Below are 15105 nucleotides of genomic sequence, written 5' to 3' on the forward strand. Positions count from 1 at the left end.
CCAAAACGCAAAAAGGTGGCCGCTGCTGGCGGCCACCCCTGCTATTGCATAAATATTCTGAATCTAGTCGAATAGGACACGAGCAACCTATCATAAACCCTTTATTCTGGCCACCAGGTCAGCTTCGCTTACTTCCTGCAAGCTGGGGGCCAGTCGCATATTGGTTGTTATGGTCACCTCCTGGCGGGCGAAGTAATATTTGCCGTTAGCTTCCTGAATAACCAGCACCGACAGCGGCTCCTGCTCGGGCATATTGCTGGCCGTGAAGGTTTTGGCCGCTGGGTCGAAGCGGGCGCTCATAACGGCGTTGCGGTTGCGGAATACCAGGTAAACCAGCGTATTGCTCGGCAAGGCCCCGGCCACGGTCACTTCGACTTTGGTCAGCGGGCTCAGGTTCAAAAACCGGTCACAGTTGATCCAGCCCAGCGTATCGTTGGCCACCGTCAGATTGTAGAAGGCGCTATCGATGGCAGTGGAGGTCCATACCCGGGATTGGGTATCGGAAGCCGATGGCAGCAGCCAGTTGAAGCTGCCATCGGCCGCGGTGGTGCCGAAGAAAATCTGCATGCCCGGCAGCGTCTGCCCCCGGCGCACGGGGGTATTAATAAAGATGCTCTTGTTTTTTTTCTGCCGCAGCTCCTTGCCGTTGGAAAAGGCCTTGATATAAAACTCCCCGGCCGACTCGATGGGCTGACCGTTGGACACGGTGGGCGTCCCGCTCAGAATCATATCCGCCTTGTCATAGATTTCCCGGTAGCGGACCTCTAGCTGCGCGGTGGCGGGTAGCGCCTGTCCGTCCTTGAATTCAAAGGAGTTGTCGTTAAACGCAATGACTCCTCCCTTAGGAGTGCGGATGACGTTGTATTGATTGTTTGGAACGTTCACTTTGTGGGTGGGCACGCCGTGCTTGGTGGCCAGGGTTTGCAGCGCGCTGGCTACTACGGGAGGCTCGCAGTCCAGCAGGTCGGCGTCTTTCTGGCAGCCGGCCGACAACAGACCGGTCAGCAGCAGGAGAAAATACAGGGCATAGTTCTTCATGGAATAGGAATAAAAAGGTGAAAAGTGAGAAAGAGAAGCGTTATGGCAGCTGCAGCCGCACGCCGGTTTGCAGGCCCAGGCCGAAGGGGCGGCGGGTATAGACCTCACTGGACCGGGAAACAGGTGTGAGTGAGTAGTGAAAGGTGGGCTGGGCCAGCAGCTGCCAGCGCCCGGTGAGGCGGTACTCGACGCCCAGCCCCGCCAGCAGACCCACGTTGGCCACGCGGAACGGGCTGCCGCTGGGGCCCCAGGTGCGTTGCTCGCAGCGGCAGTCCTCCCCGTTTTGGGTGGTGCGCCCGCCCACGTACAGGTTCAGGCTGGCCCCGAGCACGGCCTGGTAAGAAAACCGCCCCGTGGTGCCCAATCGGTACTGCACCTGCACGGGCACGGTCAGGAAGCGGTACGTGTCGCGCTGCCGCACCAGGCGGCTACTGTCGCGCCGCATCGTCATGGTTGAGTCCGAAACCCGAAGCGTGTCGTAGCGGCCGTTGTTGAAGAAGATTTTGGTGTAGCGGAAAGAGGTGTATTCCGGCTTGTAAGTCGGCACAATCAGGTTGAGGCGGGTCGCAAACTCGGTGTAGCCCGCGCCCAGGCTCAGGGCCAGGCGAGGCGTGGCCGCGTACTGCCCGCTGAGCTGGGCCGAATAGCCCACGGCGGCGCGTTCCAGCGGCGCCACCGGGGGTGAGGAAGTTTCGGGTTGGCCGCTCAATTGCCGGTAAGTGTAAGCCGGGCCGGCCAGCAGCTGCACGGCCCAGCGTCCAGCCACCGCCATCTGGCGCCGTGTCGAATCTAGGAGCACACCCGACAGGGGAGCGGGCAGGGGAAACGACGCGGGTGCGGGCTGCACGGCGCGCAAGTTCAGCGTAGAGGTGAAAGCCGGTTGTGGGCTGGTCGCACTGCTGGGTACTGTTGGTGTGGTGTTGGCAGTAGCTGGTGCAGTGCCCGGCGGCGGTTGGCGGGCCGCAACAGTAGCCGCTTCGGCAAAAGCGGCCGGGCTGCCAGGCAGGTTCGGGGCCGTAATGCGCCCTTCCGCGTCACCGTTGCCCCACGCTACCGAAGCCGGTTCTGCGCCCGGGGAAAGGGCTGGGTCGGCAGTGCGGCGGACCGCTTGCTCTTGCTGATGCAACGTTTCCTGCGTACGGCGCGGAGAGCTGGGGAAAGGCAGTTCGGGCTGAGAAGTGCCGTTTCGCAGGGACTGGCGGCGGGCTGAATGAGCGGCAAGTGTACCTTCCGCAGACAAGGCGCCGGCCACCGCCGGCCGGGGTGCCGAAGCCAGATTCCGGCGGGTAACGCTCTTTTGATTGCCAACGGTTTCGGCTCCTGTCGGTACTGTTGAGCGACGGGCCGGGCCAGTAGCGGCCGGTACCGATGGTGCCTGAGCGTTTGTGGTAGTGGTTGAGGTGGTGGATGCCGAAGCGTTGTTTTTAGCCCTTGAAAGTGGTGCTGGCGTGGCAGTGGTGACTGTTGGGGCGGTGGGATATGTAGTTGCGGAAGGCCGGGAGGAAGCTGTGGCCGCTACCGGGCTTGCTGCGGAAGCTGTTGCGGCGCTTTTCGGCTGGGTTGCGCGCTGAGTCAGCGGCTGCTGAGCCTGGCCGGACCGGCGCCCCTGCCGGGTGCCCAGTACCGTTAAGAATACCGCCAGGCCAACCAGCACCAACGCTGCCACGCTGCGCCACAGCACCCGCCGGCTGCGGCGCGCCGGTACCACCACGGGCATGGCCGGCAGCTGCTGCCGGATGCCGGCCCACACCTCTTCCGAGGGCTGGCTGCCGTAGTCGGCCAGCTTACGCCGCAGCTCCTGGTAGAGGTCTTCTGATTCGTGCTCGGTCATCGTTAGTTGAGTTGAATTCGGTCGTTGGCCAGCAGGCGCTGCTCCAGCAGGTGGCGCGCCCTGGAAAGCTGCGACTTGCTGGTGCCCTCCGAAATGCCCAGCAGCGCCCCGATTTCGGCGTGCGTGTAGCCTTCCACGGCGTAGAGGTTCAGCACCGTGCGGTAGCCCACGGGCAGGGTATTAATCAGGCGCACCAGGTCGTCGGCCGAGAGCTGGTCGAAGGGCGTGCCGTCGGGGTGGGTCAGGTCGTGGGCCTCATCAGCTTCCACCTGCGGCCCCCGCTGGCGGTGCTGCTGGTAGGCGTTCAGGGCCGTTGTCACGGCAATGCGGCGGGCCCAGGCTTCGAACGGGCCCTGCCCGCGGTACTGGTCGAGGCGGGTAAAAATCTTGACGAACGTGTTCTGCAACGCATCTTCGGCTTCGGCCCGGGAGGGGCAGTAGCGCAGGCACACGCCCAGCAGCCGGTAGGCCAGCAGGTCGTAGAGTGCCCGTTGGGAGCTGGGGTTGCCGCGCTTGCAGCCTTGCAAAATGTCGTCGAGGTGCGGCATGCAGGCGCAAAAGGCCAGGGACAAATAGGAGAGGTAAAGAAGGGAGCAGCTGCTTTCTGCCCCCATGACCAGCCGGCCCGGCCAAGCGTTGCGTGGGGGTGGAAATATTTCTGGCCGGCTGCCTAACGCTGAAAACCGCAAATTCTGCGGCTTGGCGGCACATCTTCCTCCAGTTCTTCTTCTACCTTTAGCGGCCACTCCATTTTTTCGCGCTCCTCATGCTGCTTCCGCTCTACCAAATCGACGCTTTCACCGACAAAGTCTTTGCCGGCAACCCCGCCGCCGTGTGCCCGCTCACCGAGTGGCTGCCCGACGAAACCATGCAGGCCATAGCGGCCGAAAACAACCTGGCCGAAACCGCCTACTTCGTGCCCCGGCAAGGCTCCGACTACGAAATCCGCTGGTTTACGCCCACCGCCGAAATTGACCTCTGCGGCCACGCCACCCTGGCCTCGGCCCACGTCTTGTTTCGCCACCTCAACTTTCAGGGCGAGGAAATAACCTTCCACTCCAAAAGCGGCCCGTTGCGCGTGCGCCACGCCGCCGACGGCCGTTTCACCCTCGATTTTCCCTCCCGGCCCCCGCAGGTTCTGGAAACGCACCCCACCGGCCTGCTCGACGCGCTGCGGGCTACTCCGTTGGAAGTGCTGGCCTCCCGCGACCTGGTGGCCCTGTTCAATTCGGAAGCCGAAGTGCTGGCCCTGCACCCGGATATGGCTAAAATAGCGGCCCTGGAGTACGTAGGTGTTATTGCTACCGCCCCCGGCTCCAACGGTATCGACTTCGTGTCGCGGTTTTTCGCCCCTCGCGTGGGCGTGCCCGAAGACCCGGTGACCGGCTCGGCCCATGCCTCCCTGATTCCGTTCTGGGCCGCGCGCCTAGGCAAAACCAAGCTGCGCGCCCGCCAGGTATCAGCCCGGGGCGGCGACCTGTGGTGCGAGCTGCGCGGCGACCGGGCCCTGATGAGCGGTTACGCCGTGACGTATCTGAAGGGTGAAATCGAGCTGGGCAACCAATGAAATCGGCCGGCTGGCTCCGGGCCGGGCTGCGCTACGCCATAGCCGGGGTGTGGCTGGCAAACGGGCTCCTGTGCAAAGTGCTGCACCTAGTGCCCCGCCACGAAACCATTGTGGCCCGCATTCTGGGCCCCACCTACGCCGCGCCCCTTACCTGGCTAATCGGGCTGGGCGAAATCGGCGTGGCTATCTGGGTACTGAGCGGGTACCGGCAGCGGCTGAGCGTAGTCACCCAGATTGGGCTGGTGATGAGCATGAACGCGTTGGAGTTTCTGCTGGCCGCCGATTTGCTGCTGTGGCACCAGTTTAATGCCGTTTTCGCCAGCTTATTTGTCCTGGTGCTGTACTATTACGGCTTCGGGCAGTCGGCCCCTGTTGCCCGTTCCCACTAATTTTTACCTATGGCAGCCTGGCTTGCGCATCATCCTTTCGGCGTCGAGGCCCGGCTGAGCCGCACTACGGTGCTCACGTTTGCCGTGCCCGTAGCCGAGCTGCAGTCCCTGCTGCCGGAGTGCCTCACGCTGGATACCCTGGACGATACCTGGGGCTTTGTGGCCGTGGCGCTGGTTCAAACCCGGGAGCTGCGGCCCCAGGGGCTGCCGGCCTGGCTGGGCCACAACTTCTTCCTGATCGGCTACCGGGTGTTTGTGCGCTATACCACCCCGGCCGGCAAGCGGCTGCGCGGGCTCTTTATTCTGGGCTCGGACACCGACAAGCGCAAGATGCAGTGGCTGGGCAACCTGTTTACCAGCTACGCCTACCGCACCATCGACATCCAGCAAACCGTAGCCGCCGGCCAGCTCGCCTTTCGCTCCGAAAAAGCCGCCCTAAACATTCAGGTGAAACTACTGCCCGCCGATGAGCCGGCCCTGCCCGACGGGTCGCCGTTTGGGAGCTGGCAGCAGGCGCGGCGGTTTGCAGGCCCGTTGCCCTTCACCTTTTCCTACGCGCCCGCCACGCGCCAGGTCGTGATTGTGGAGGGGGTGCGGGAGGACTGGCAGCCCCGGCCCGTGCGGGTGCACTCAGCTGAGGTGGGCTTTTTGCGGGGGCTGGGGTTTCGGGAGTGTCGCCTGGCCAGTGCCTTTACCATGACGGATATTCCCTACAGCTGGAAGAAAGGACGAATGGAAACATGGCCCGCGTGAGGAAGCCCCTGGAAGGCGTCGGGAATGTGGTGCGGTTCAACTGGCCCTTCTACGCCGCGGCCGCGGGCGGGCTGCTGCTGCTGGCATTGCTGGCCGCAGCGGCTCCCGCCGCTTGGCAGCCGTACGCGTGGGGGCTGCTGGCGCTGGCGGCCCTGCCCCTCAGCGCCTCGTTGCTGGCCTCGTACTACGTGTACGACTACTCCGATCTGTACCGCTTTGGCTGGCTGGAACCACCTGCGCCAGCGGCCCGGCAAGTGCTGAACATTCACGCTGGCTTCGACGAAACCAGCCGGCTGCTGGGCCAGCACTTTGCCGGCGCCGAGCTGCGGGTATTCGATTTTTACGACCCCCGGCTGCACACTGAAGCTTCCATTCGCCGGGCCCGGGCGGCTTACCCACCATTTCCGGGCACGGTGGCGGTGCAGCCCCAGGACCTGCCGCTGCCCACCCGTAGCATCGACTGCGTGCTGGTGCTGCTCTCGGCCCACGAAATCCGTGCGCAGGCGCAGCGGGTGGCTTTCTTTCGGGAAGTGCGCCGGGTGGTGCAGCCCCGGGGCCGCGTGGTGGTGGTGGAGCACCTGCGCGATTCGGCCAACTTTTTGGCGTATACCGTGGGCTTTCTGCATTTCTATTCCCGTCGCACCTGGCTGCGGGTATTTGCCCAGGCCGGCTTTCGGGTGGAGCAGGAACAGAAAATTACCCCGTTTGTATCCGCCTTTATGCTCGAAGTAAATGGAGACTCAGCTTAGAATCATTGGTGGCCTGCTAATTCCGCTGGCCTTGCTGCACGCGGGCTTTCCGCGCTACTTTAACTGGCGCGGCGAGCTGCAGACCCTGAGCCTGATTAACCGGCAAATGGTGTACGTGCACACCCTCTTTATTGCCTTGGTGGTGTTGCTCATGGGCCTGCTGTGCCTGCTCTGCGCGCCCGATCTGGTGGGTACGCCGCTGGGGCAAACTATAGCCCTGGGCTTCGGCATCTTCTGGCTGGTGCGGCTGGTGGTGCAGTTCGTGGGCTACTCGGCCGAACTGTGGCGGGGCAAGCGGTTCGAAACCGCCGTGCACACCGGCTTTGTGCTGCTCTGGACGTACCTGACGGTGGTCTTTTTTGCCGTGTACTGGCAGTAGCGCCTGGCTTGCCTAGTAAGCCACGCCAGGCGCTACTTCGCCTTGGCCTTGGCCGGGGCTTTTTTGGTGCCCGAGGCGCTGGCCATCCGCTCGGGGTTGTCGGTGAGGAACTTGTCCCAGCTCTTGGTGCCGGCCTTCACGTTGTTGCCCTTCTGGTAGTGATGGCACATGGCCACGGCCAGGGCGTCGGTGGCATCCAGAAACTTGGGCGCTTCTTCAATGGGCGGCAGCTTCAGGGTTTGGCGCAGCATTTTGGCGACCTGCTCCTTGCTGGCCGAGCCCGAGCCCGTGACAGCCTGCTTTACCTTGGTGGGCGCGTACTCCACGTAGGGAATCTGGCGCGACAGGCAGGCGGCAATGGCCACGCCCTGGGCCCGGCCCAGCTTGAGCATACTCTGCACGTTCACGCCAAAAAACGGGGCTTCGATGGCCAGCTCGTCGGGCAAAAACTCGTCAATCAGCTCCAGCATCCGCTCGAAAATCTTCTTAAGCTTGAGGGCGTGGTTGGTGCCCAGCTTCTTCATGTCGATTACGTCGTAGCGCAGCACCGTCACCCGGGAGCCGGTCACCTCAATGACGGCGTAGCCCATAATCTGGGTGCCGGGGTCTACGCCCATAATAATCTTGGGCAGCAGGTCGGTGGGGGAGGAGGCAGAGGAAAGAAGCATAGACAGACGAAGCGCGGGGACGAAGAAGGGAAGTGGAGTTCCGTTGAATTTTCGTCGGTAACTTGCCGAAGCTAATCAATGCGCCGCCATTTTGCCCCCGCCCAACTTACAAAACTACGTCCAAAAGCCGGAACAACCTGCGCCCGGCCGGCGCGGGCTGGTGGTGGGGGGCAAGCTGCTCATCACCGGGCTTACGCTGGGCCTGCTCTACCACTCCGTTTTTGCCGACGCGGCTACGGCCGCGGCCTGGCGGCAGCTGCTTAGCTCCACGCTCAGCGGCTCGGGCCGCGGGCCGGTGCTGGCGGCCCTGGCCCTGGTACCCGTCAACTGGGGCCTGGAAGCCTGGAAGTGGTGGCGTCTGGCCCGGCACCTCGAGCCGGTTTCGTTCCGGCGCTGCTTCCGGGCCGTGCTGGTGGGCCTCACCCTGGGCTTCGTGACGCCCAACCGCGTGGGCGACTACGCCGGCCGCATCATGGAGCTGAAAAGTCGCCGGCTCGATGCGCTGGGCGCGGTATTTCTGGGGCGCTACTGCCAACTGGTGGCTACCGTTGTAGCTGGCACGGTGGGCTTGCTCTACTTCCTGCTCACGTTTTACCTGCAGGACTTTCCGGCTACCGGTCTGGGCCTGGTGGTGGCGACGCTGCTGCTGAATGCCGGCGTGATTCTGCCCCTCTACCGCTCCCGCCTGCTGCTCTCGGCCCTAACGGTCGTCAGGCCCCTGCGGCGGTTCCGGCGGTTTCTAGCCGTTATGCCCACTTACCCGGCCCACGCCCTGCACGCCATTCTGGCCCTGTCGATGCTGCGCTACGCGGTGTTCTGCGCCCAGTTTGGCCTGTTGCTGTGGGCGTATGGCGCCTCGCCGCCTATCGGGCCGGGGCTGGCCGCCATTGCCGGCACCTTTCTGATGAAGTCGTTGGTGCCCTCGCTCAATGCCCTGGCCGACGTGGGCGTGCGGGAGCTGTCGGCCACCCACCTGTTTGGCCTGCTGCAGGAACCCGTGCTGCCGGTGCTGAGCGCCAGCCTGAGTTTGTGGGTGCTCAATATTGCCCTGCCCAGCGCCGCCGGTTTGCTGTTTGTGCTGCGCCTGAAGGTGTTTCGCAAGAAGGCTGCCGCAACACCGGCTTCGCTATGAGCAGCGCGTGGGTCGGAATAGCGCTGCTGGCGCTGCCGCTCCTGTACGCGGTGCGCATGGTGGCTTTTCATCGGGCCTGGGCGCGGCTGCCCACCGTGCCGCTGACTGCCGCGTCCATTCAGGCCGGTAGTCCGCAGTTTTCGGTCTTGATAGCGGCCCGTAATGAGGCCGCCAATCTGCCCCACTTGCTGGCCGATCTGGCGCGGCAAACGCTGCCAGCTGGTTCCTTCGAGGTGCTTATTGTGGATGACCATTCTACCGACGCCACGACCGAAATCGTGGCCGCGGCGGCTAGCAGCCCGTTTCCCCTGCGGCTGGTGTCGCTCAGGGAGCAGCCCGGTGCGGGCACCGGTAAAAAAGCGGCGCTGCAGGCGGCTTTGTACCACGCCCGCGCCCCCTGGGTGGTTTGCACCGACGCCGACTGCCGCTTCGGCCCCGACTGGCTGCGCAGCTACGCCGCCGTGGTTTCCACCGATCCTGAAGCCCGCTTCATCAGCGGCCCGGTGCTGCTCACCGGCCCTGCTACGCCCTGGCAGCACCTGATGGGTCTCGAATTCGCGGGGCTGATAGGAGTGGGGGCCGCCGGTATCGGGCTGCAAAGTCCTACCATGTGCAACGGGGCCAACCTGGCGTACCGCCGCGACGCCTTTGCCGCCGTGCGGGGCTTTGCCGGCAACGAGCACCTGGCCAGCGGCGACGACGAATTTCTGCTCCACAAGCTGCACGCGGCCTTTCCCGGCAGCATCCGCTTCCTGAAAAACCCGGCCGCTATTGTCTCCACGGCAGCGCCAGCCACGGTTGGAGCCCTGCTCACGCAGCGGGTGCGCTGGGCCAGCAAGTGGCGGCACTACCAGCACGCGGCCTCGCAACAGCTGGCCTTGCTGGTGCTGGGAGCCAACGTGGCGCTGTTTCTGGGGGTGGTGCTGATGGTGGCCTGGCCGGCGCTCTGGCCCTGGGTGCTGGCGGCCTGGGCTGTGAAGCTGGTGGCCGATAGCTGGTTTCTGATGCTGGTGCTGCGGTTTCTGGGGCGGCGGCAGTGGCTGTGGTGGGTGGCGCTGCTGCAGGTGCTCTACGCGCCGTATGCTTTGGCCACCGGGCTGCTGGGGCTGCGGGGGCGCTACACTTGGAAAGAGCGCGCGGTTACGACCTGAGATTTTCGTATTTTCAGGGAAAGACCCGGCAGTGTGGCGGTAAAATAAGAGGCGCTGGGGCTGGGCGAATGATCTTTTCACCTTTGCGAGGTTCGATCATGAAAATCCTGCTTGTGCTATGCCGGCCGGTGCTCTCCCTGCTCTTGTTGGGGCTGGGCTGGGGCTGCACCGAGAAAAAAGCGGTGCCCTCCCGCAAGGCCCTGAACGAGCTGAGCCTGAAAGCGGGCCGGCGCCTGAGCTGCGGGCCCGCCGAGCCCAAGCTGGGTTCGGTGCAGTTTCCCGTGTCGTGCGGCGCCACCACCCAGGCCGATTTCAACCTTGGGCTCAAGCTGCTGCATTCCTTTGAGTATGACGAGGCCGAAAAGGTTTTTGCCGCCATTCTCTACCGCCAGCCCGATTGCCGCATGGCCTACTGGGGCGTGGCCATGAGCAATTTCCATCCGCTCTGGACGCCACCTGCCGAACCCGAGCTGCGCAAGGGTGCCGCCGCCCTGAAGCTGGCCCAGACCCTGCCGGCTTCCTCGCCACGCGAAGCCGATTACGTAGCCGCCCTGACTGCGTTCTACCAGGATTGGGCCACCGTCGCCCACCCGACCCGGTGTCTGCGCTTCGAGCAGGCCATGCAAAAGTTGGCCGCCAAATACCCCACCGATACGGAAGCCACCGTACTGTATGCCCTGGCCCTGACGGCCGCTGCTTCGCCCACCGATACCACGTATGCCCGGCAAAAAAAGGCCGGCACTATTCTCTCGGCCCTCTATGCTGGCAACCCGGCGCATCCGGGGGTGGTGCACTACCTCATTCACGCCTACGACACGCCCACGCTGGCTTCTTTGGCCGTGCCGGCGGCACGGCAGTATGCTTCTCTGGCCCCATCTTCGGCCCACGCCCTGCACATGCCCTCCCATATTTTCACCCGGCTGGGCATGTGGCAGGAGTGCATTGCCTCCAATCTGGCGTCGGTGTCGTCGGCGCAGTGCTATGCCGAGCAGGCGGGAATCGAAGGCCACTGGGATGAGGAGCTGCACGGCCTCGACTACCTCACTTATGCTTACCTGCAAATCGGCGACAACGCCCGGGCCCGGCAGCAGTGGGAGTATCTGAAAACCATCCGCACGGTGTCGCCCGTCAACTTTAAGGTAGCCTACGCCTTTGCCGCTATTCCGGCGCGCTACGTACTGGAAAACAAGCAGTGGCCCGACGCCGCCCGCCTGCAAAGCCACGCAGCCGACTTCCCGTGGCCCCAGTATCCGTGGCAGGCGGCTATGCTGCACTTTACCCGCCTGCTGGGCGCGGCCCGTACCGCCGACCAGCCCGGGGCCGAGGCCGAACTCCGGGAGCTGACCCGTCTGCACGACGAATTAGTGCGGCAGAAGGACGACTACAAAGCCCGGCAGGTAGCTGTTCAACTGACCACCGGCCAGGCCTGGATAAAGCTGATGCAGGGAAAAAACCAGGAGGCGCTGACGCTCATGACCCAGGCCGCCGAGCAGGAAGACGCCACCGAAAAGCACCCTGTGACGCCCAGTGAGCTGCTGCCGGCCCGCGAGCTGCTGGGTGATATGCTGCTGGCCCTGCGCCAACCGGCCAACGCCCTAGTTGCCTACGAAGCCAGCCTGCGCAAGCATCCCAACCGCTTCAACGGCGTGTACGGGGCCGGCCGGGCTGCTGAGGAAAGTGGCAACCAGGCCAAAGCCCGGCGCTACTACCGCCATTTGCTCTCCTTTACCCAACCCACCGGCTCCGCCCGGCCCGAATTGCAGGCCGCCCGGGATTTTCTGACAAAACAGGTAGCTCTGCAGGCCGTTGGGGCCCCGCGGCTGCCCTGGCCGGAGGCGGAAAAAAACCGGCCAAGCTACGACAGAAATACTCCCTAAAACAGGGTGTAATCAGTTGTTTCTCCGTTATTCCTGGGCGTACTTATCTGGTAAAATAATGGGCTCGATGAGCCGCCAACCCGATGCGTAAGTACGACTTTGCCTGGATGTTGCCCGTGTGTATGCTGGCTATTGTAGTGGCTATTGGCAGTTTGCTGCTGAGTGCGGCCGGCCTGATTTCCATTGTGCCCCTGAATAAGCAGCAAGAGACTTATTCGGATGAGCTAGGAGTAACTGGGTGTGGTGTGATGGACACCTCCGTTGCCGACTCACTGGCTCTACAGCAAGCCCTACAGGTTCCATTAAGTGGTGATTCCTCCCAAGTAGCCGTAATTCAGGCCGGACAAGCATTGTTCACACAGAATTGCGCTCAGTGCCACGCCCTGCGGGATGTTGTCGTGGGCCCGGCGCTAATGGGTATCACCGAGCGGCGGCCTATTGCTTGGATCATTCCGTGGGTGAAGAATTCCAGCAAAATGGTAGCTAATGGTGATGAGTACGGTGTGAAAATCTTTAATAAGTATCAGAAGCAACAGATGCCCAGCTTCCAATTATCGGATAAGCAAATCAAGAGTATTGTAGCCTACATTGAGGCGACGACAGATCGGGCCCCATCTGTTGCTTATGCTCCAACGGCTCACTAATGCTGCATGCTAGTTGAGGCAGTGTGCTTATCCGCTCGCCGAACCTGCGCCCGCATTTCCCTTTCCCGCCGCACGGAGTTACATTTGTTTTCTTCACCTGCCCCGCTGCCCCGTGACCGACACCGAATACGATATTCTCGACGAGCTTTACTTCGTTGCTCCCTTCTCAACCCTGAGCGAGAAAACCAAGCTGCCCGCCTCTGAGTTGGAGCGCAACCTGCGCCTGCTGCTGGAGCAGGACTACATCAAGTGCTTCTACCCCGATCCGGATACCGAGCTGGCCTACGAAATCACTTCCTTCGGCGCCCTGGTCCGCGACTGTTACTTCCTGGCCACCAAGCCCGGCCTGCTGGCCCACAACAGCCGCTAAAGGTGGCCACCGCTGCCCCTTCTCGCGCTACGGCCGCCGCGCCGCCGGCCCGGCCGCCGGGCTACTACGTGCGCCAGCGCCTGCTCCAGAACCGCCCCGCCATGCTGGGGCTGGGCTTTATTGTGCTCTGCACCCTGGTGGCGCTGCTGGGCTACTGGGTGCTGCCCGACAACTCGCCCGACGCCAACAACAGCCTGGTGCAGCTGCAAAAGGAGCCGCCCGGCTTCACGGCCACCATTCTGCGCCGGCCCCTGCAGCAAGCCCCCACCGCTCCCGACAATATCTGGCGCACCTGGTGGCAGGGCCGCGGAAACCGGTTTGAGGAGTCTCCCATCGGGGGCTACCGGGGCGTCGGCGACTCGGTCCTGATTCAGCCTTACCAGAACCACAGCGCCCTGGCCGATGCGCCCCAGCGTTACTCACTGGCGGAAGTAGCGGGCCAAACGGGTTCGGTGGCCGAGCTACGCCGCGTAGTGGAGCAGGAGCGGATTATCAAGCGCACCTACTGGCTGGGCACTGACAAGGCCGGGCGCGACACGCTGAGCCGCCTACTGCTGGGCACGCGCATCTCGCTGGGTATCGGCTTGGTGGCGGTGCTTATTTCTCTGGCTCTGGGCATGCTTATCGGGGCCGTGGCCGGCTACGTGGGCGGCTGGGTCGATAGTCTGCTGATGGGCGTGATGACCGTGGTGTGGAGCATTCCGGGCATTATGCTCGTCATTGCCATTTCCCTGGCCCTCGACAGCAAGGGCGTCTGGACGTCATTTGTGGCCGTGGGCCTCACCATGTGGGTGGATGTGGCCCGCGTGGTGCGGGGCCAAATGCTGAGCCTGCGCGAAAAAACCTTCGTGGAGGCCGGACGCGTGCTGGGGCTGCCCCAGAGCCGCCTGATTGCCCGCCACCTGCTGCCCAATATGACCGGCCCGCTGATAGTTATTGCAACCAGTAACTTTGCGGCAGCAATATTGCTGGAAGCCGGCCTGAGCTTTCTGGGTCTGGGCGTGCAGCCGCCGGCTCCCTCGTGGGGGCTGATGGTGAACGAAGGCTTTCAGCTGCTGGGCACTGAGGCCGGCCTGTGGCTGACGCTGCTGCCGGGGCTGGCCATCAGTTTGCTGGTGCTCAGCTTCAACCTGCTCGGCAACGGCCTGCGCGACGCTTACGACCCTAAAACCCCGCTGGAAAGCTGAGTGGTTTTTGGTAATTGGTTCTGGTTTTTGGCTCATGTCAGAATCCTCACAACCAAAAACCAGAAACCAATTACCAAAAACCAACTGAAATGCCTGATTCGAACCACGTTCATCCCGATGTGCTGAGCCTGCGCAAGATGCTGCTGCTGAAAAAGCAGGAGCTCAGTGCGCTGCTGGAAATCACGCAGGCCATTAACCAGGATACGACCGAGGATACACTCTACAAGATCTTCCAGTTTACCCTGCTCGGCCAGCTGAATATCCGGCGCATGGTGCTCTACGTCAAGGATGAGGGCCAGTGGCAGTGCATGGTTTCCTTCGGCCACCAGCTGGCTGATTTTCGCAAGATTGAGCTGCCCGACGAAATTATCGACACCTGCCTGTCGGGCCCCTACCCGGTAGCCAGCCTGCCGCTCGGCCCGGAGTGGCAGAAGCTCGAAACCATCATTCCGGTGGGCCACCAGGATACCGTGTCGGCCTACGTGATGATCGGCAGCGTGCAGGAAGACTATGCCAACGACGAGGCTAATAAGTTTCTGGAAACGCTGAGCAACATCCTCATCGGGGCCATTGAAAACCGCCGCCTGAACCGCCAGCGGATTTCGGCGGCCGCCATGCGCAAGGAAATCGAAATTGCCCAGGAAGTGCAGAACCTGCTCTTTCCCAGCAAGCTGCCCAACGACGAGCAGGTGGCCGTGCACGCCAGCTACGTGCCCCACACCGCCATCGGCGGCGACTATTACGACGTGGTCAGCATCGACAAGGAGCGGTTTCTGTTCTGCGTGGCCGACGTGAGCGGCAAGGGCGTGCCGGCATCGCTGCTGATGTCGAACTTCCAGGCCGGCCTGCGCACCCTGCTGCGGCAGAACGTGGAGCTGGCCACCATTGTGCACGAGCTCAACCACCTGCTGTTCCGCAACTCGGGCGGGGAGAAGTTCATCACCGTGTTCTTTGGCATCTACAACCGCACCACGCGCCACCTGCAGTACGTCAATGCCGGTCACAACGACCCGATTCTGATACCCGATTCGGGCCCGATTCAGTACCTGAAGGAAGGCACCGTCATGCTGGGTATCATGGAAAAGCTGCCCATGCTCACCGTCGGCGAAACCCAGATGCCCCCGCATTCTTTGCTGCTCAGCTACACCGACGGCCTGACCGAAGTGTTCAACGAAGCCGGGGCCGAGTACGGCGAGGAAGGCCTCATCCGGCTAATGACCCGCAACCGCTACCTGCCCCTGACGGCCCTGCACAAGGAAATGCTCCGCGAAATCGAGGAATTCAGCGTTACCAAAAACCAGTTCGCCGACGACATCACCATCCTCAGCTGCCGGTTTAAGTAAGTTAGCGAGTTAGTAATTTAGTGAGTC

The 15105-nt window shown here is 62.9% G+C and carries 16 protein-coding genes; 12 read left to right on the plus strand and 4 right to left on the minus strand.

The annotated features are described in order from the left end of the window. Positions 1 to 90: 90 nt before the first annotated feature. Genes LGH70_RS15570 through LGH70_RS15580 form a run of 3 tightly spaced genes read right to left on the minus strand, consistent with a single transcriptional unit; the run spans position 91 to position 3441 of the window. Positions 91 to 1038 carry a hypothetical protein gene (locus LGH70_RS15570; RefSeq protein WP_226187390.1) on the minus strand — a complete coding sequence of 316 codons (948 nt, stop codon included), beginning with the start codon at positions 1036 to 1038 and terminating at the stop codon, positions 91 to 93. 40 nt (positions 1039 to 1078) lie between these two features. Continuing rightward, complete coding sequence (locus LGH70_RS15575) at positions 1079 to 2869, minus strand: outer membrane beta-barrel protein (RefSeq protein WP_226187392.1); 1791 nt, start codon at positions 2867 to 2869, stop codon at positions 1079 to 1081. 2 nt (positions 2870 to 2871) lie between these two features. Further along, positions 2872 to 3441: an RNA polymerase sigma factor gene (locus tag LGH70_RS15580; RefSeq protein WP_226187394.1), complete on the minus strand. Its 570-nt coding sequence runs from the start codon at positions 3439 to 3441 to the stop codon at positions 2872 to 2874. A 194-nt stretch (positions 3442 to 3635) separates the two neighbouring features. Between LGH70_RS15580 and LGH70_RS15585 the strand changes: the two genes are divergently transcribed. The 5 genes from LGH70_RS15585 to LGH70_RS15605 are packed head-to-tail and all read left to right on the plus strand — an operon-like array spanning position 3636 to position 6706. Beyond that, complete coding sequence (locus LGH70_RS15585; RefSeq protein WP_226187397.1) at positions 3636 to 4436, plus strand: PhzF family phenazine biosynthesis protein; 801 nt, start codon at positions 3636 to 3638, stop codon at positions 4434 to 4436. Further along, positions 4433 to 4825: a DoxX-like family protein gene (locus LGH70_RS15590; RefSeq protein ID WP_226187398.1), complete on the plus strand. Its 393-nt coding sequence runs from the start codon at positions 4433 to 4435 to the stop codon at positions 4823 to 4825. The genes LGH70_RS15585 and LGH70_RS15590 overlap by 4 nt, the downstream gene beginning before the upstream one ends. A 9-nt stretch (positions 4826 to 4834) precedes the next feature. Then, the gene (locus LGH70_RS15595) at positions 4835 to 5578 is read left to right on the plus strand and encodes a DUF2071 domain-containing protein (protein WP_226187399.1); all 744 of its coding nucleotides are present in this window, start codon (positions 4835 to 4837) and stop codon (positions 5576 to 5578) included. Then, a complete protein-coding gene (locus LGH70_RS15600; protein WP_431357427.1) occupies positions 5575 to 6327 on the plus strand; it encodes a class I SAM-dependent methyltransferase in 753 nt (250 codons plus the stop codon). The genes LGH70_RS15595 and LGH70_RS15600 overlap by 4 nt, the downstream gene beginning before the upstream one ends. Continuing rightward, positions 6311 to 6706, plus strand: a complete 396-nt coding sequence (locus LGH70_RS15605; protein WP_226187401.1) for a hypothetical protein — start codon at positions 6311 to 6313, stop codon at positions 6704 to 6706. Before LGH70_RS15600 ends, LGH70_RS15605 begins: the two co-directional genes overlap by 17 nt. A gap of 32 nt (positions 6707 to 6738) precedes the next feature. Here the strand turns inward: LGH70_RS15605 and ruvC are convergent, their stop codons facing one another. Further along, positions 6739 to 7374 (minus strand): crossover junction endodeoxyribonuclease RuvC, encoded by a 636-nt coding sequence (gene ruvC / locus LGH70_RS15610; RefSeq protein WP_226187402.1) that lies wholly within the window; start codon positions 7372 to 7374, stop codon positions 6739 to 6741. Positions 7375 to 7465: 91 nt separating this feature from the next. Here ruvC and LGH70_RS15615 point away from each other — a divergent pair, with 91 nt between their 5' ends. The 7 genes from LGH70_RS15615 (at position 7466) to LGH70_RS15645 (ending at position 15078) form a co-directional block, all read left to right on the plus strand. Further along, the gene (locus LGH70_RS15615; RefSeq protein WP_226187403.1) at positions 7466 to 8506 is read left to right on the plus strand and encodes a lysylphosphatidylglycerol synthase transmembrane domain-containing protein; all 1041 of its coding nucleotides are present in this window, start codon (positions 7466 to 7468) and stop codon (positions 8504 to 8506) included. Next, on the plus strand, positions 8503 to 9657 hold the full coding sequence (locus LGH70_RS15620) for a glycosyltransferase (protein WP_226187405.1): 1155 nt from the start codon (positions 8503 to 8505) through the stop codon (positions 9655 to 9657). Before LGH70_RS15615 ends, LGH70_RS15620 begins: the two co-directional genes overlap by 4 nt. A gap of 98 nt (positions 9658 to 9755) precedes the next feature. After that, a complete protein-coding gene (locus LGH70_RS15625; protein WP_226187407.1) occupies positions 9756 to 11534 on the plus strand; it encodes a tetratricopeptide repeat protein in 1779 nt (592 codons plus the stop codon). 122 nt (positions 11535 to 11656) lie between these two features. After that, entirely contained in the window at positions 11657 to 12178 is a 522-nt protein-coding gene (locus tag LGH70_RS15630) for a c-type cytochrome (RefSeq protein WP_226187410.1), read from the plus strand. 112 nt (positions 12179 to 12290) lie between these two features. Next, entirely contained in the window at positions 12291 to 12548 is a 258-nt protein-coding gene (locus LGH70_RS15635) for a hypothetical protein (RefSeq protein WP_226187413.1), read from the plus strand. 2 nt (positions 12549 to 12550) lie between these two features. Continuing rightward, positions 12551 to 13735 carry an ABC transporter permease gene (locus LGH70_RS15640; RefSeq protein WP_226187416.1) on the plus strand — a complete coding sequence of 395 codons (1185 nt, stop codon included), beginning with the start codon at positions 12551 to 12553 and terminating at the stop codon, positions 13733 to 13735. Between the two features lie 89 nt (positions 13736 to 13824). After that, positions 13825 to 15078, plus strand: coding sequence for a PP2C family protein-serine/threonine phosphatase (locus LGH70_RS15645; protein WP_226187419.1), 1254 nt, complete (start codon positions 13825 to 13827; stop codon positions 15076 to 15078). Positions 15079 to 15105: the final 27 nt, after the last annotated feature.

The organism is Hymenobacter nitidus (genome assembly GCF_020447315.1).
GTDB classification, from domain to species: Bacteria; Bacteroidota; Bacteroidia; order Cytophagales; family Hymenobacteraceae; genus Hymenobacter; species Hymenobacter nitidus.

Coding starts and splice junctions, on each gene's coding strand:
- LGH70_RS15570 (WP_226187390.1), bottom strand. CDS start 1,038: ATGAAGAACTATGCCCTGTATTTTCTCCTGCTGCTGACCGGTCTGTTG.
- LGH70_RS15575 (WP_226187392.1), bottom strand. CDS start 2,869: ATGACCGAGCACGAATCAGAAGACCTCTACCAGGAGCTGCGGCGTAAG.
- LGH70_RS15585 (WP_226187397.1), top strand. CDS start 3,636: ATGCTGCTTCCGCTCTACCAAATCGACGCTTTCACCGACAAAGTCTTT.
- LGH70_RS15590 (WP_226187398.1), top strand. CDS start 4,433: ATGAAATCGGCCGGCTGGCTCCGGGCCGGGCTGCGCTACGCCATAGCC.
- LGH70_RS15595 (WP_226187399.1), top strand. CDS start 4,835: ATGGCAGCCTGGCTTGCGCATCATCCTTTCGGCGTCGAGGCCCGGCTG.
- LGH70_RS15605 (WP_226187401.1), top strand. CDS start 6,311: ATGGAGACTCAGCTTAGAATCATTGGTGGCCTGCTAATTCCGCTGGCC.
- ruvC (WP_226187402.1), bottom strand. CDS start 7,374: ATGCTTCTTTCCTCTGCCTCCTCCCCCACCGACCTGCTGCCCAAGATT.
- LGH70_RS15620 (WP_226187405.1), top strand. CDS start 8,503: ATGAGCAGCGCGTGGGTCGGAATAGCGCTGCTGGCGCTGCCGCTCCTG.
- LGH70_RS15625 (WP_226187407.1), top strand. CDS start 9,756: ATGAAAATCCTGCTTGTGCTATGCCGGCCGGTGCTCTCCCTGCTCTTG.
- LGH70_RS15630 (WP_226187410.1), top strand. CDS start 11,657: ATGCTGGCTATTGTAGTGGCTATTGGCAGTTTGCTGCTGAGTGCGGCC.
- LGH70_RS15645 (WP_226187419.1), top strand. CDS start 13,825: ATGCCTGATTCGAACCACGTTCATCCCGATGTGCTGAGCCTGCGCAAG.